This is a genomic window from Pacificibacter maritimus (assembly GCF_003814915.1).
Lineage (GTDB): Bacteria > Pseudomonadota > Alphaproteobacteria > Rhodobacterales > Rhodobacteraceae > Celeribacter > Celeribacter maritimus.
The window spans coordinates 453,470-468,151 of sequence record NZ_RKQK01000001.1; the positions used below are offsets into that span (position 1 = coordinate 453,470).

Consider the following 14,682-nt stretch of genomic DNA (forward strand, 5'->3'; position numbering starts at 1 on the left):
CGGCGCTGGACCTAAGTCGCACAAAGGCCTATGTGAAGCATAAGATAAAATCAGGAGACCCCGATGGCCAACGAGACCTTTGAAGAGCTTGCCGAGACGTTCGAATTTTTGGACGATTGGGAAGATCGCTACCGTCATGTTATCGACATGGGCAAAGCCTTTGCGCCGCTGGACGAGGCCTTTAAAGTGCCTGCGACCAAGGTTGAGGGCTGCGCCTCGCAGGTTTGGCTGGTCACATCATTTGACGGGCAGGGGCCTGATGCGGTTTTGGGATTTCAAGGCGCATCTGATGCGATGATCGTGCAGGGGCTTATCGCTGTTTTGCACGCGCTTTACGCAGGTCTGACCGCAAAAGAGGTTGGCGAAGTTGATGCATTGGCCGAATTGGGCCGTTTGGGGTTAAACGATCACCTGTCTGCCCAGCGATCCAACGGGCTGCGGGCGATGTTGGCGCGTATTCAAGAAAACGCAGCCATCGAAGCGGCGCGTTAAGCGCGTTTGCCTAAGAAACCAGTCAATTCGCCATATCCTGTCTGGCGCAGATCAAACTTCAGCCCCAGCCGTGCGGCGCAGTCTTTCGCGGTTTGAACCAAAGCTGGATCATCGGTTTGCGCTAAATAGACCAGCGTTTCGTAATTTCCGAAATACATATCCCGCAGGTCGGGGTAGCGGTCTAGGCCGAGTGGTTTCCAGACAAATGCATCGAATTGGCGGGCCAGAAAGTCAGTTAGAAAAAAGCTGGTGACCTCGCCGCGCTCCAAAAACTGCGTCGTGCCGTCAAAAAAGGCGTAACAATGCGGGCTGTCGATCATTTCGACCCCCAAACGGGCGCAGACGCTTTGCAATTGCCCCCCAGTGCCGCAATCTCCGTAAGCCACAAGAATGTGGTCATAGTCATCTTTGTGTTTGTTTACAGCATCTTCGACGGCTTTGGGTATGTCATGAGGGGTGTTGTGCAAGATCGCAGGGAGGCAGGTCAGCGTCAGATGTTCCAAACCGTTGGCATCAATAATTGCCAATATTTCGCGCGCCAAAGCCCCGCAAGCAATGACCAAAGTTTTCCCCGCGCCGACAGATGACAGGCCTTGATCGCGCAGGCTGTCATCTGTGATGTCGCGGGGTTTCAGGTCTTGTGACACGTTGGGTTAGGCTTGGTTGTGCTTGCGCAGCATAAACGACTTGGCCGTTTCAACAGCGATTGCAGCATCATCACAATAGGCATCTGCGCCGATCGCGGTGCCAAATTCTTCATTCAAAGGGGCGCCGCCCACCAATACGATGTAGTCATCGCGCTTGCCCATTTCTTTCAGTTGATCAATCACGACCTTCATATAGGGCATTGTGGTGGTCAAAAGCGCTGACATGCCGATGATATCGCAGCCTTCATTGATGGCGGTATTGATGTAATCTTCGGCGGGGTTGTTGATGCCCAAATCGATGATTTCAAAGCCTGCGCCTTCCATCATCATCGCAACAAGGTTTTTGCCGATGTCGTGGATATCGCCTTTGACGGTTCCAATGACCATTTTGCCCATTTTGGGCGCGCCTGTTTCCACCAAAAGCGGTTTCAAAATCGCCATGCCGCCCTTCATAGCTTGGGCCGCGCGCAGCACTTCTGGGACAAATAAAATTCCATCGCGGAAATCATCGCCAACGATCTGCATGCCCAGCACCAAAGACTTGGTCAGAATATCGTAAGGCACCCAGCCGCGTTCAAGCAAAATGCCCACGGCCTCTTCGATTTCGTCTTTCAGACCATCGTAAAGGTCATCCATCATCTGTTCGACCAATTCCGCATCATTGAGCTCAGAGAGAATTAGATCGTCGCCTTGATCAGACATAATGTGTTCCTTTTGGTCCAGCACATTTCACAGCGTGCTTTTGATAAATTTGAGATAGCGCAGCCCGAGGGGCTTGGCAAATGTTCTCATTTTGTTCTAGATGTTGAGTATGACATATGATTCCACACTTCCACTGGGGCCAGCCCTGCCGCTCGGGATGAAACCCAAGGCCCGCGGATCGGCCAGCAATGCGGTCAGCCGTTTTGAACGGCTGGCGCGTGAAACTTATATCGATGGCTGGGATAGTCCTTTTGAAGACTTCAGCCCGAACACCACAACGGTGGATGAAAGGCCGCGCAAAGTGATCACGCGCAACAGCAGTCCTGACCTGCCGTTTGATCGGTCGGTCAACCCCTATCGGGGCTGCGAACACGGGTGCAGCTATTGCTTTGCGCGACCGACTCATGCCTATTTGGGGCTGTCTGCAGGGCTTGATTTCGAGACGCATCTGACACGCAAAAAGGGCGCTGCCGATGTTTTGGCGCGCGAATTGTCGGCGCGGTCTTATAGTGCGCAGCCCATCGCGATTGGCACAAACACCGATCCCTACCAACCGATCGAAAAACGTGACCGCGTGATGCGAGATATTTTGCAAGTCTTGAGTGACCATAATCACCCAGTTTCCATCACCACCAAAGGCACTTTGATCGAACGCGATATCGACCTTTTGCGCCCCATGGCACAAAAAGGTCTGGCCCATGTGGGGATTTCTGTCACCACTTTGGGATCGGGTCTGTCGCGTCAATTGGAACCGCGCGCCCCTGCGCCTGCACGGCGTTTGAAAACCATCCGCATGCTGAGTGACGCTGGAATCCCTGTGCGCGCCATGGTCGCCCCCGTTATTCCTGCTTTGACCGATCACGAACTCGAAGCCATTGTTGCGGCCTGCGCGCAAAACGGGGCCAAATCTGCGACCTATATTATGTTGCGTCTGCCACTCGAAGTTGCGCCTTTGTTTCAAGACTGGCTGCACAGCCATGTGCCTGATCGGGCGGCGCGGGTGATGAAGCGCGTGCGTGAATTGAACGGCGGCAAAGACTACAACTCTGATTTCGCCACCCGCATGAAAGGCAAGGGGGAGTGGGCTGATCTGATGGCGCAGCGTTTTGCGCTTGCGCTGAGCCGCAACAATTTGACCACGGACTTGCCACGGCTGCGCTGCGACATGTTTCGCGTGCCCGCCAAGGCTGGCGACCAATTGTCGTTGTTCTGACGATGCGGTGCTGCGCGACCAAGACAGGGCCATGACGCGGTTCTCCGATGCTTTAACGGCGACGACGCGAGGATCGATCGCGTTTTGGACCTTTGTCATCTGTGCCGTCTGAAGGCGATGAAAATCCGCCCAGTTTTTCTACGATGGCTTCCAAGGTCGGGCGCGCATTTTTAGGACGCGTTTCCAAAGCTTCGCGCATGGCACGCAGGTGTTCGGGGGTGGTGCCGCAACAGCCGCCAATGATCTGCGCGCCTGCATCGCGTGCCAGACAGGCATAATCGGCCATCAATTCTGGTGTGCCATCATAGTGGATGTGGCCTTCGTGATATTTCGGGATGCCCGCGTTGCCTTTGGCGATGATCGGACGGCCCGTTGCTTGGGCGGAAAATCCCAAAACTGTACGCAACAAATCTGATGAGCCCACACCACAATTCGCGCCGTAAGCCACGGGCGGGTTTTCGATTTTCTCAACCAAGTTTGCCAATTCTGACGATGTGACGCCCATCATTGTGCGCCCAGCTGTGTCGAAAGACATGGTGCCTGCCCATGGCATACCTGCCAAACGCGCGCCTTCTGCTGCGGCACGGTATTCTTCGGGGGCTGAAATTGTTTCGATCCAAAGCACATCAGCGCCACCTGCTTTTAGACCTTCGGCTTGTTCGTGGAACATTTCGACCGCATCGGAAAATGTCAAAGTGCCAGTGGGTTCCATGATGTCGCCTGTTGGCCCAACGGAGCCTGCGACCACAACGGTGCGACCAGCTTTGTCAGCCACATTGCGACCGATTTCGGCAGCAGCTTTGTTGAGTTCATGGACACGCGATTGCGAGTCGTGCAGTTTTAATCGTGATGCATTGCCACCAAACGAATTGGTAAGAAAAATATCAGAACCAGCGTTCACCGCGCCTTCGTAAAGCTTTACGATGTTTTCAGGCTTGTCGACATTCCACAGTTCAGGGGCGTCGCCAGACTGCAACCCCATGTTAAACAAGGCTGTGCCCGTTGCGCCATCAGTTAAAAGCCAGTCACGTTCGTTAAGAAGTCGCGTCAATGCGTCTGTCATGGGTCTATCCGGTCATTTGGGCTGCGATTAAAACGCAGGCGAGAAGGGGCGCACAGCTTAGGGCGGCACCCGCATGATTTTGCAAGGGTTTGCCAGATGTAAGCCTGTGAAGCAAATTTATTCAGATCATAAAGATTATGAATTTCGCACAGCAATGACCTTGGGCAAGAAAAAGCCTCTGTGCGACGACTATTTTCTGCTTTTGCGATGAAACAAGCGCAAGGTGCCATGGGTCGCAAATTTGCTGGCGCGCATTGAATTGCCACGCGGCGCACGGGGCGGGGCGGTGACGCGGCGCAAAATATCCATCGCCCCCACCACAAGGGCAAGACCGGACGGGGCGACCATATACAAGGTTTCCCAATTCGGGCCAAAGGCGGATTTAAATTGCTTCAAGCCCTGAGCGCCTGATTTTTGCAAAAACTTCTTGCGAATAGTGGATATAATATAGTTTGAATCCTTGCCAGCCCAAGGCACTGCGGCCAAGGACAAGCGGGGACAGCCATAGGCCGCGGCCGCTTCAATCGCTGCGACGATCAGCATTTGGATTGTGCCATCTGGTGCCTGTTGCGTGTTGCGCATCAGATCAAGGGTCATTTCAGTGCGCGTCTCGTGCAGGGTAATAAAGGCAACCAATACATCGTCTTGATAGGCCAAGAAAACGCGCTGGCAGGTGATGTAATCACGATCATAGGTCCCCATTGAAAATCCACGTTCGCCCCCCCGCAAACTGCGCCATTCTTTGGCCACGTGATCCATGTCATCCAGCGGCAACACGCGTCCGCCTTCTTTTATGCTGATCCCAGCATCTTGGGCTTTGCGCAGGACGCGGCGCAATTGGCGGCGTTTTGAGCCCTCGACCGTAAATTCGGCAGGAACAACCCATGCTTCATCTGCTGTGGGAACCACTTTCCAGCCAGATTTGCGCGCAAACCCAGCCATACGCGCCCCGCATTTATATATGACGGGCATGCGGTATTTGGCACGCGCGGCTTGGGATAAGGCTTTCAAAACAGCGTTATATCGCGTTTTGGGCACCAAAGGGTCAGACAAAACAACCAAGGATTGGCCAATCGGGGCCGCCAGCGCTAGATGTTGACCTGATGTGGCGGTGAGCAAAGAAAAATCCCGTGTGCGCAAAAGATTGGTTTCGGCGCGCGGGGCGGAAAACAGCTGCACTTCAAGCTGCGGAGTGAGATAGGGGGAGTCCTTCGTTTTGGTGATCTGAGCTTCTTTCGACAGGTTGCAGCGATATGGGCCAATCAAAAGGATCACGGCAGAGAGCGCCGCAGGAAACGCGTAATACACAATGCGGTATGCCACGACAGCGCCCAAAAGGGGTTCGAGAGGCACAGTGGGCAAAAGCGATGCAAGCATGGCCTCAAACGGGCCGATGCCCCCTGGCGTGGCACCGACAAGGCCCGCGCCCAAAGCAAAAAGATAGGCAGAAATCAACTGGCTGGCAGCAATATCAATTTGGGGGGGCAGCAAAATATATAACGTCGCGCCCGCAAGGATGGTGTCAATCGCGGCCAAAAGCACAACCGTACCCATGGTGCGCAAAGATGGCCAAGGCAGGCGCGCCATGAAAGCAGGGGGAAAGACAGAAATGGCAGCCATGCCGCCCGCAAGTGCGATGGCGAGAATGGCAAGGGGTTTGACCCATGGAATATCGGGGTGCAAAAGCAAAACTGCCGCAGCAGAGACCACCGCCCAGCCTGCCAAAAACGACAAGGCGACCGCTCCAGACAGGCGCGCCGCCTGCCACAGGGTCAATTCAGGTAACATACGCCAACGGATAAGTGTGCCTGTTAAGGCGCCAAAGCCCAATGATTGCGATAAGCCGATGGCCGCAATGCCTGAACGGCGCGCAGATCGGCGTGAAATGCCTGTGCCCAGTTGCGCGTGTAAAACGCTGTCATATTTGCCCACAGCCCAAAAACTGCCAGCCGTGGCCAAACCCGCCAAAACCCATTGACGCGGCGTGACATTAGAAACGGTCGCAAGGATCGCTGAGACATCTAAATTGGCGACTTTATCCCATAAAAGCCACGCAATGAGCAGGGTCATCGCAAGGGGAAGAACCTGTTTGATCGCAAGGGTGTTGAGGCCCGTGGATTTTTCGGGGGTGTCCTGAGGCGGTATTTTGGCCGAGGTTTCAGGATCGGTAGATGTAATGACACTGTGGCGCATAAGGGCGATAGGGACCTTTGAGGCAGGCGCGAGGGGCGCTTTGCGGGAATTTAAGGTCATTGTTTAGGTCCTAGGTGCCAATATAGGGTTAATTGTCGTGTTATTTGTACACTGATGGGGGGCCGCAGGGGGCAAACCTCTTGATTTGGGTAATTCCATTTGGGGCTTTTACTCATATAGAGGCCGAATGGATTTTAGAAACCTCTGTGCATGAAAAAGCTGTGCATGAAAAAGCCGACAAACTGCACAGGGGCAGATCGTCGGCGGCTTGCGTCACAGGGCGTACGTCACAGGGCGTGCGTCACGATGCCTAGGCAGCGTTTTAGCCTTTGGCGAGCTGACCTTTGGCGACGATCAAGCATTCAGAACGTTTTGCGCGCACAGTTGCTTCGTCAGATTTATCGCCCAAGTCTGCGACCACTTTGCGGATCACATCGTCATGGCCTGCTTCTTCGAAGTCAGATTTGATCACTTCTAAAGCATATGCATCTGCGTCTTTGCCCATCAAAGCGGCTGCCCAGTGGCCCAACAATTTATTGGCGCGCGCTTCGGCTTTGAATTGCATTTCTTCGTCATGAGCGAATTTGTTTTCGAATGCGGATTCGCGTTCATCAAATGCAGACATGGGGTATCCTCCAATATATGTTTGATCTAGATATGACGCCCCGCGCGCTGAGCTTCAAGGGCGAATGATCTCTCCTGTGCAATATGCGGGGCGCAATCTGGGTGCAAACCCTGTGAAATGACGCTTGGTCTTTTAAATATGACGTTTCGGTTACAGAATTGAGCTTGGCGGGGGCGCTGATCTTGCTTGGGCGTCTCGCTTGCCCTAAAGAGCGGGTTAAAGAGGCTGGATGAATGATTCCCAGCCCCCATATCTGTTTGGAGATCCCATGGCGCGTGGTAAAAAAATCTACGAAGGCAAAGCAAAGACACTTTATGAGGGTCCAGAGCCGGGAACATTGATCCAGTATTTCAAAGATGATGCCACCGCTTTTAATGCGGAAAAGAAAGCTATCGTGGATGGCAAAGGTGTTTTGAACAACCGTCTGTCTGAATTCTTCATGGAAGGATTGAACAGTATCGGCGTGCCGAACCACTTTATCAAACGTCTGAATATGCGTGAGCAATTGATCCGTCAGTGCGAAATCGTGCCTTTGGAAGTGATCGTGCGCAATTATGCAGCGGGCTCTATGTCCAAACGCTTGGGCATCGAAGAGGGCACACAATTGCCACGCCCTATTATCGAATTTTCCTACAAAGACGATGATCTTGGCGATCCTTTGGTGCCTGAAGAATACATCATCGCCTTTGGTTGGGCATCGCAGCAAGAAATGGATGATATCGTCGCCCTTGCGTTGCGTGTGAACGATTACCTGTCTGGCGTTATGTACGGCGTTGGCATCAAACTGATTGATTTCAAAATCGAAATCGGTCGTGTTTTCGAAGGTGATTTCATGCGCTTGATCGTGGCGGATGAAATTTCACCCGACAGTTGCCGTTTGTGGGATATCGAGTCTGGCCAAAAACTGGACAAAGATGTGTTCCGCCGCGATCTGGGCAATTTGACCGACGCCTACACAGAAGTGGCGCGTCGTTTGGGCGTTTTGCCAACCAATGGTCCTGCTGCGGCCAATTCCGTGATTAACTAAAACGCGATACCCTGCGTTTATTTAAGATTTGCAAAGACTTAAACGTCGAAAGAAAGGCCCGATCGCTATGAAAGCCCGTGTAAATGTAATGCTGAAAAACGGTGTTTTGGACCCACAAGGGGCGGCCGTGCGCCACGCGCTTGGCGCGATGGGGTTCGAGGGCGTCAACGATGTGCGTCAAGGTAAAGTGATCGAATTGGATGTGGCTGATGGCACAACCGAAGAAAGCATCAAGCAAATGTGCGAAAAGCTTTTGGCCAATACGGTGATTGAAAGCTACACAATCGAGCTGGCGTAAGCCCAACCTTTTGACGATCTAAGGAGTGCGCTATGAAAGCTGCTGTTCTTGTCTTCCCTGGCTCAAACTGTGACCGCGACATGGCTGTTGCTTTGCGCAAGTCGGGGGCCGATGTCACCATGGTGTGGCACAAAGAAACGTCTTTGCCTGAGGGTTTGGATGTTGTCGGTGTTCCTGGTGGATTTTCTTACGGCGATTACCTGCGCTGTGGTGCGATTGCGGCCAATTCGCCGATCACCCGCGCTTTGAAGGCGCATGTTGAGCGCGGCGGATATGCTTTCGGCATCTGTAACGGTTTCCAAGTTTTGACCGAAGCGGGCCTATTGCCGGGCGCATTGCTACGCAACGCTGGCTTGAAATACATCTGCAAAACCACGCCTTTGGAAGTTGCGACCACCAATAGCGCCTATACCGCCGATTACACCTTAGGTCAGACCATTGGTGTGCCAATCGCCCATCACGATGGCAATTTTACCGCCGATGAAGCGACTTTGGATCTGCTTGAGGCCGAGGATCGCGTGGCCTTCCGTTACGGTGACAATCCAAACGGCTCTGCGCGCAATATTGCGGGCATCTTGTCGGAAAACCGTCGCGTGCTTGGCATGATGCCACACCCAGAGCGCGCTTTTGAAGCGGCCCATGGCAATGAAGACGGCAAAGCGTTCTTTTCTTCCTTGGTTTCTGCTGTCGTCCCTGCCTAAGGCAAGGGTTTGATTTTGTTTCGGTCTTTCTAAAGACCCTTGATGAAGCGCTGCCTGTTTGGGGGGCGCTTTTTTCATATCTGCCTTTCATAAGCTACATTCCGCGTAAGGGGGGAGGGCGGCTGTATCTGTGCTTGAGAGCACGTCATAAGCGGCGTAAACTGCGCCTATATGCTCAGTCGAGAAACGCCTCTTCCTGCTCCTCCCCCATCCCGTATCAGCACGCTGACATGGGGAGGAAGATTTGTACTTATTGGCTATTTTCTCTTAGCGATTTCAGTGATTTGGGTGACGAACGTCTTTTTGACTGAACGCTACACTGTCCAAACGCGCAACCGCGCTGAAGTGCGCCAAGCTTTGTATTCGGGCAACCTTTTGTCAGAAATTCAGCGCAATTCCATCGTGCCGATATTGCTGTCACGCGATCCTGTTTTGGTCAGCGCCCTCAATACCGATGACTATGCGCAAACTTCACAGCATTTGATTTCTTACATCGAAGAAATCGGCGCGGCTGCGATTTTGCTTTTGGATGAATCGGGCCGTGTGGTCGCGGCCACTGATAGGTCCTTGCTTGGAACAAACCGCCGCCAAGCCAATAGTTTTATTGATGCGCTTCGCTCGAGTGAAACGATATTTAACACCACGCAGCTGGACACGGGCGGCTATCAGTTCACTTATAGTCGCAAAATCGAAGTGGGCGGCGCGCTGGCGGGTGTTATCGTGGTGCAGGTGGATTTGGCCAAGTTTGAACAAAGCTGGGCGGGCATTTCTGATGCTGTGATCGTGGTGAACTCGCAAGATCAGATCATTTTGTCCACCGAGCCGCGCTGGCGCTCTAAGACCGAAAGAGAAGCCCTGACGGTCACGGATGCGCCCACGGCGATTGAACGCGCGTTGCGCGTGACGACAGATTGGAACAACGATCCAGGCGAGACCTATTTGGGCGGCGAAGCTGTGATGCGGTTGGAAAATCGTATACCGTTTCGCGGCTGGCGCATGGCGTCTTTCACCACCTACAGCTCTGTGCGTGAAAAAGTGAACGGCGTTTTGGCCTTGGAAATCATGGGATTTGCCATTCTTTTGGCGGGCGTTTTTTACCTGACATCGCGGCGCGCCTTGTCGCGGGCGGGATTATTCCAACAAGAGTCGGCAGGGCTTCGCCAATTGAACGCGGCCTTGCAGCGTGAAATCGCCGAACGTAAACGGGCTGAAAAAAGCTTGGAAGTGGCCGAACAAACCTTGTTGCAATCGTCAAAGCTGGCAGTTTTGGGCGAAATGTCGGCAGCTGTATCGCATGAGTTAAACCAGCCTCTTGCTGCGATGAAAACCTATCTCGCAGGGGCCAAGCTTTTGCTGCAACGGAAACGCCCTGATGAAGCGCTGGCCTCTTTCGGGCGTATCGACGATTTGATCGACCGCATGGGGGCGATTACGCGCCAGTTGAAATCCTATGCCCGCAAAGGCGCGGACACGTTAGAACCCATAGATATAAGGGATTGCGTGGCGTCAGCCCTGTCGATGATGGAACCGCAGTTGCGCCATTTGTCCGTTGAAATCACCCGCAGTCTGCCGATGGAACCTGTGGTGGTTCAGGGGGATCGGGTGCGGTTGGAACAGGTGCTTGTAAACCTGCTGCGCAATGCTTTTGACGCCTCGAAAAACGTGGCTGATCCGCAGATCGATATTCTGGTCTCTGGCGGGGATTACGCCTCGGTTATCGTGCGCGATAATGGCGAAGGGATTGCCGATCACGACAATCTGTTTGAGCCGTTTCACACCACCAAGGCCCCTGGCGAAGGGGTCGGTTTGGGGCTTGCGATCTCATCTGGGATCGTCAACGAATTGGGCGGACGCTTGACAGCCCGCAATTGGAGCAAAGGGGGGGCTGAATTTGAAATGATCCTTCCTATATCTCAACAGACCGATGTTGCAGCGCAATAAGACAAGCGCTGCAAGATGTGGCATAAAGCAACCGCGCAAGCGGAGCTGACAGTAAGTTTATTTGGGTGAGACCCGCAAAAGAAAGACCGAGGAGAAACTCATGGCCACAGCAATGAAAATCGCGATTGTCGACGATGAGCAAGATATGCGGCAATCCATCAGCCAGTGGTTGGCTTTGTCTGGCTTTGACACCGAAACATTTGCCAGCGCTGAAGAGGCGCTTAAAGCGCTCAGCCCCGATTATCCTGGTGCGATTATCAGCGACATCAAAATGCCGGGCATGGACGGTATGCAGTTTTTGCGCAAATTGATGAGTGTCGATTCAGGTCTACCCGTGATCATGATCACGGGGCACGGCGATGTGCCCATGGCGGTCGAAGCCATGCGGGTTGGGGCTTTTGATTTTCTGGAAAAGCCATTTAACCCTGATCGCATGACGGAACTTGCGAAAAAGGCCACAAATGCGCGCCGCTTGACCTTGGACAATCGTGCTTTGCGCCGCGAATTGTCTGATGGCACGGGGATCATGAAAAAGCTGATCGGCGCCTCACCTGTGATGGAACGCTTGCGCGAGGACATCTTGGATCTCGGCCAAGCCGATGGTCATGTGTTGATTGAAGGCGAAACAGGCACAGGGAAAACTTTGGTCGCCCATGCGCTGCATGCGGTTGGCGGGCGTGCCAGCAAGAAATTCGTGACGTTTTCATGTGCGGGGCGCGAAGAACATGAATTGGCCAAACGCCTGTTCGGCCCTGATCCCGACGGGCAAATCATGCCTTTGATCGAAGAAGCGCGCGGCGGTACTTTGGTGTTGGAAGACATCGAAGCCTTGCCTGTAGATCTGCAAGCGCGGCTTTTGTCGTGGATGGATGATCAAGGCACACCGCCTGAAACCCGCGTTGTGGCAATCTGTAACCTGCAAGAGCAGGGCAAAACCTGTGAGTCCACTCTGCGCCCCGATCTGTATTTCCGCTTGGCTGCAATGAAAATCACCCTGCCGCCCCTGCGCGCGCGAGGCGAAGATATTTTGCTATTGTTCACACATTTGTCGCAGCAGTTTTCCGAAGAATATGGCTGCGACACCCGCGAAGTTTCAGCCCAAGAGGCGGCGCAATTGCTACAAGCCCCTTGGCCGGGAAATATTCGCCAATTGATCAATGTGGCCGAACGCGCTGTGCTGCAAAACCGTCGTGGCTCTGGGTCAATCGCGTCTTTGTTGTTGTCTGAGGGTGACGACGTTGAACAGCAAACCATGACGACTGAAGGCAAGCCGTTGAAAGAATACGTCGAAGCTTTTGAGCGGATGTTGATCGACAATACGATGCGCCGCCACAAAGGTTCTATCGTCTCTGTGATGGAAGAACTGTGTTTGCCGCGTCGGACTTTGAACGAAAAAATGGCGAAATATAGCCTGCAAAGGTCGGATTACCTTGGATAATAGCGATTTTCAGCCTCGCCCGCCCAAGGGGTTCCTTTTCGATATGGATGGGTTGTTGCTGGATACAGAACGGCTGGGTCTAAAACTGTTTTTGCAGATTTGCGGTGGTCTTGATATCGCGGCAGATGCGGCTGAAGCGCAGTTTTTGGACCTGATCGGCGGATCGCGCAGCGTCAATAGTGCAAAAATCGAACGGTTTTTAAAAGGGCGGTTGGACCCCGACGGGTTTGAACGCGCATGGATCGACGGCAAAGACCAGATGTTGCAAGACAATGTGCCTTTGCGCCCCTATGTGCGCGAAGTGATTTCGGGCTTGGCGGCGCAAGGGGCAAAGATGGCTGTGGTCACATCCACCATAGGGTCTGTAGCGCGCTCCGAATTGGAAAAAGCCGACTTGCTGCGCCATTTTCAATGTGTGATCGCAGGCGATGAGGTCACTGCCAATAAACCTGATCCAGCGCCTTACCTGCAGGGCGCTGCGGCTTTGGGGTTTGATCCATCGGAATGCGCCGCATTCGAAGACAGCGATACAGGCATCACAGCCGCCATGCGGGCAGGGTGCCAAGCGGTGCAAATCCCAGACCTACGTGCCCCTGATGTGGCTTTGCCAGATCTAGGGCAAAAGATCGCAGCAGATTTACGTCAAGCTGTCGCTCTTTTCGGATTTCAGGTTCAAACCGAAACGGTTTAGACAACATAGGTCACTGTGCTTCGAAGCAGGGCAAAAGCGCATGGAAAAACGGGGCCTTTCGTCTAAGACCCCGTTTCCCTTTTTTGAACCAGATTTTGCGGCAGGCTTAGTTGAGACCCATGCAAGAGGCGTAGTAAGTGACCGTTGCAGGCCAATCAGAGAACACGCCCTTGACGCCAGCATCTTGTGCCAAAGCATCCAAGATTTCAAAGTAATCGCCATCTGTATTCACAGCATCGGTGACGGATTGAAAATACCAGCCGCCACCATTTGCCAAGGGGCCAGAGCGTTCCAGCGACCAAGTGATCAAATCAAGACCCGCCTCTTTCGCGGCTTTGGCATAGTTTGACGCAACGATGTCATCGCCCTCGGCCACGACCAACATGTTCATGGACGGCGCAAGATTGTTTACACCAGCGGCTTTCAGGCTGGCGAAATCTTGGTCCCAAGTGCTTTCGTCTTGCGGGTCAAACCCGTCGATTGGTTCGACAAGGTACACGGCATTGGCGCCAAAGTCTGGTTCTGCTTTGATCCAGTAGAGCACATCATCCAAGTCGAAAGACTGCGCAAAAACATCAGAGGCAGGGATGCCTGCGTCTTTATATTCGTTGATCAGCTTTTGGGCGTAATCTTCTTGAGTGAAGCCATCAAAAGGCATCTCAACGCTGGGGCTTTTCAATTCAGGTGTGAATTTCGCGCCCAAGGATTTGAACAGCTCAATCGAGTCTTTATGCGACAAAAGCGTGCCTTTTGTGGCGTAAAGGTCGGTGCGGAAGGCGGCTGTCGCATTCATATAGTCTTCGACTGTGGTTGCATCGGCATTGCCCGCATCCATCTTGCCGTTCAAGCTGTGGTATTCAGCCAAAGTGATGTCAGATGTGCGGCATTCGACCTGCGCTTTTTCATCCCCCATTGCGGGGGAAAACGGCGTGGTGCATTTCGCGCCCAAATCTGTGGCCAAAATGTTTGTTGTGGTGTGCAAATCATTTTGCGCGTGACGGCAGACCAATTCTTTGTCTGCTGTGAAAGCCACATCACATTCCATGATGCCTGCGCCCATCAAAGCGCCAGCGCGGTTGGCTTGTTCTGTGTGTTCAGGAAACATCAAAGGCGCACCGCGGTGCGCGATGGAAAAATCTGTGCGCACAGGTTCCATAGAGGCGCAGGCTTGTAATGCGTCTTTCAGAGGGCTCTCATCCATCATCGAAATCAAATAAGCAGGGCGTGGGCCCAATTCGATGCGCGCATCGTTGCTGTCTGCAGCAAAGGCTGGATAAGTCGCAGCGCAGGTAAGCAGTGTAATTCCAAGAGGAATGCGTTTCATAGCGGTGTCCTGTCTAACAGATTGACGATAAGATAAGCTGCTTCATCGTAGAGCTTCATGACATTGGCACAACAAATTTTTGACCGTTTGGTAACATAGCGAAAACTTCAACCCTCTCTATCTGCGGCGCAGGGGCAGGGTGCAAAGATTTCGAAGGGCTAACTTTTTGAGCAGGCACAACAATAACAAGCGCCGCTTTGCGCCAAACACGCGCGGCAGTTGAAATTCAATGTTGTAAAAAATTCCCAGCGGCTCTACTGATAGGGGATGCACTGGTTTTATCCGCATTGCGAATGGAACCGTGTTTAACAGATTCGCTGCAAACAA

15 protein-coding genes are annotated in these 14,682 nt (G+C 53.1%); 9 read left to right on the forward strand and 6 right to left on the reverse strand.

All coding sequences use genetic code 11. The features are described from left to right. The first annotated feature begins 63 nt into the window (after positions 1-63). The gene (locus EDD53_RS02120) at positions 64-492 is read left to right on the forward strand and encodes a SufE family protein (RefSeq protein ID WP_123791548.1); all 429 of its coding nucleotides are present in this window, start codon (positions 64-66) and stop codon (positions 490-492) included. Here the strand turns inward: EDD53_RS02120 and EDD53_RS02125 are convergent. Next, a complete protein-coding gene (locus tag EDD53_RS02125) occupies positions 489-1,139 on the reverse strand; it encodes a DUF1638 domain-containing protein (RefSeq protein ID WP_246002154.1) in 651 nt (216 codons plus the stop codon). The two genes, EDD53_RS02120 and EDD53_RS02125, sit on opposite strands and share 4 nt — an antisense overlap. Before the next feature lie 6 nt (positions 1,140-1,145). Next, positions 1,146-1,841 (reverse strand): corrinoid protein, encoded by a 696-nt coding sequence (locus EDD53_RS02130; RefSeq protein WP_123791549.1) that lies wholly within the window; start codon positions 1,839-1,841, stop codon positions 1,146-1,148. Between the two features lie 109 nt (positions 1,842-1,950). Here EDD53_RS02130 and EDD53_RS02135 point away from each other — a divergent pair, with 109 nt between their 5' ends. Continuing rightward, positions 1,951-3,054, forward strand: a complete 1,104-nt coding sequence (locus EDD53_RS02135) for a PA0069 family radical SAM protein (RefSeq protein WP_123791550.1) — start codon at positions 1,951-1,953, stop codon at positions 3,052-3,054. Positions 3,055-3,106: 52 nt separating this feature from the next. Here the strand turns inward: EDD53_RS02135 and bmt are convergent, their stop codons facing one another. Together bmt and EDD53_RS02145 are read right to left on the reverse strand one after the other, a co-directional pair. Next, a complete protein-coding gene (bmt, locus tag EDD53_RS02140; protein WP_123791551.1) occupies positions 3,107-4,117 on the reverse strand; it encodes a betaine--homocysteine S-methyltransferase in 1,011 nt (336 codons plus the stop codon). Positions 4,118-4,306: 189 nt separating this feature from the next. Continuing rightward, positions 4,307-6,370 (reverse strand): phosphatidylglycerol lysyltransferase domain-containing protein, encoded by a 2,064-nt coding sequence (locus tag EDD53_RS02145; RefSeq protein ID WP_123791552.1) that lies wholly within the window; start codon positions 6,368-6,370, stop codon positions 4,307-4,309. 80 nt (positions 6,371-6,450) lie between these two features. Between EDD53_RS02145 and EDD53_RS14760 the strand changes: the two genes are divergently transcribed. Continuing rightward, positions 6,451-6,624, forward strand: coding sequence for a hypothetical protein (locus tag EDD53_RS14760; protein WP_170162660.1), 174 nt, complete (start codon positions 6,451-6,453; stop codon positions 6,622-6,624). A gap of 8 nt (positions 6,625-6,632) precedes the next feature. On the opposite strand, the gene EDD53_RS02150 is transcribed toward EDD53_RS14760, so the two are convergent. Continuing rightward, complete coding sequence (locus EDD53_RS02150) at positions 6,633-6,935, reverse strand: DUF1476 domain-containing protein (RefSeq protein ID WP_123791553.1); 303 nt, start codon at positions 6,933-6,935, stop codon at positions 6,633-6,635. Positions 6,936-7,203: 268 nt separating this feature from the next. On the opposite strand from EDD53_RS02150, the gene purC reads away from it, so the two are divergent. The 6 genes from purC (at position 7,204) to EDD53_RS02180 (ending at position 13,031) form a co-directional block, all read left to right on the forward strand. After that, positions 7,204-7,962: a phosphoribosylaminoimidazolesuccinocarboxamide synthase gene (gene purC, locus EDD53_RS02155; RefSeq protein WP_123792363.1), complete on the forward strand. Its 759-nt coding sequence runs from the start codon at positions 7,204-7,206 to the stop codon at positions 7,960-7,962. A gap of 67 nt (positions 7,963-8,029) precedes the next feature. Next, a complete protein-coding gene (purS, locus tag EDD53_RS02160) occupies positions 8,030-8,260 on the forward strand; it encodes a phosphoribosylformylglycinamidine synthase subunit PurS (protein WP_123791554.1) in 231 nt (76 codons plus the stop codon). A 32-nt stretch (positions 8,261-8,292) separates the two neighbouring features. After that, complete coding sequence (purQ, locus tag EDD53_RS02165; protein ID WP_123791555.1) at positions 8,293-8,961, forward strand: phosphoribosylformylglycinamidine synthase subunit PurQ; 669 nt, start codon at positions 8,293-8,295, stop codon at positions 8,959-8,961. A 171-nt stretch (positions 8,962-9,132) separates the two neighbouring features. Then, positions 9,133-10,902 carry a sensor histidine kinase gene (locus tag EDD53_RS02170; RefSeq protein ID WP_123791556.1) on the forward strand — a complete coding sequence of 590 codons (1,770 nt, stop codon included), beginning with the start codon at positions 9,133-9,135 and terminating at the stop codon, positions 10,900-10,902. A 100-nt stretch (positions 10,903-11,002) separates the two neighbouring features. Continuing rightward, a complete protein-coding gene (locus EDD53_RS02175) occupies positions 11,003-12,340 on the forward strand; it encodes a sigma-54-dependent transcriptional regulator (RefSeq protein ID WP_123791557.1) in 1,338 nt (445 codons plus the stop codon). After that, entirely contained in the window at positions 12,333-13,031 is a 699-nt protein-coding gene (locus EDD53_RS02180; RefSeq protein WP_123791558.1) for an HAD family hydrolase, read from the forward strand. Before EDD53_RS02175 ends, EDD53_RS02180 begins: the two co-directional genes overlap by 8 nt. A gap of 106 nt (positions 13,032-13,137) precedes the next feature. Here EDD53_RS02180 and EDD53_RS02185 read toward each other — a convergent pair whose 3' ends face one another. Beyond that, on the reverse strand, positions 13,138-14,355 hold the full coding sequence (locus EDD53_RS02185) for a glycerophosphodiester phosphodiesterase family protein (RefSeq protein WP_123791559.1): 1,218 nt from the start codon (positions 14,353-14,355) through the stop codon (positions 13,138-13,140). Positions 14,356-14,682 lie beyond the last annotated feature (327 nt).

Coding starts and splice junctions, on each gene's coding strand:
- purS (WP_123791554.1), top strand. CDS start 8,030: ATGAAAGCCCGTGTAAATGTAATGCTGAAAAACGGTGTTTTGGACCCA.
- purC (WP_123792363.1), top strand. CDS start 7,204: ATGGCGCGTGGTAAAAAAATCTACGAAGGCAAAGCAAAGACACTTTAT.
- EDD53_RS02130 (WP_123791549.1), bottom strand. CDS start 1,841: ATGTCTGATCAAGGCGACGATCTAATTCTCTCTGAGCTCAATGATGCG.
- EDD53_RS02145 (WP_123791552.1), bottom strand. CDS start 6,370: ATGACCTTAAATTCCCGCAAAGCGCCCCTCGCGCCTGCCTCAAAGGTC.
- EDD53_RS02175 (WP_123791557.1), top strand. CDS start 11,003: ATGGCCACAGCAATGAAAATCGCGATTGTCGACGATGAGCAAGATATG.
- EDD53_RS02170 (WP_123791556.1), top strand. CDS start 9,133: ATGCTCAGTCGAGAAACGCCTCTTCCTGCTCCTCCCCCATCCCGTATC.
- bmt (WP_123791551.1), bottom strand. CDS start 4,117: ATGACAGACGCATTGACGCGACTTCTTAACGAACGTGACTGGCTTTTA.
- EDD53_RS02185 (WP_123791559.1), bottom strand. CDS start 14,355: ATGAAACGCATTCCTCTTGGAATTACACTGCTTACCTGCGCTGCGACT.
- EDD53_RS02120 (WP_123791548.1), top strand. CDS start 64: ATGGCCAACGAGACCTTTGAAGAGCTTGCCGAGACGTTCGAATTTTTG.
- purQ (WP_123791555.1), top strand. CDS start 8,293: ATGAAAGCTGCTGTTCTTGTCTTCCCTGGCTCAAACTGTGACCGCGAC.
- EDD53_RS02135 (WP_123791550.1), top strand. CDS start 1,951: ATGACATATGATTCCACACTTCCACTGGGGCCAGCCCTGCCGCTCGGG.
- EDD53_RS02150 (WP_123791553.1), bottom strand. CDS start 6,935: ATGTCTGCATTTGATGAACGCGAATCCGCATTCGAAAACAAATTCGCT.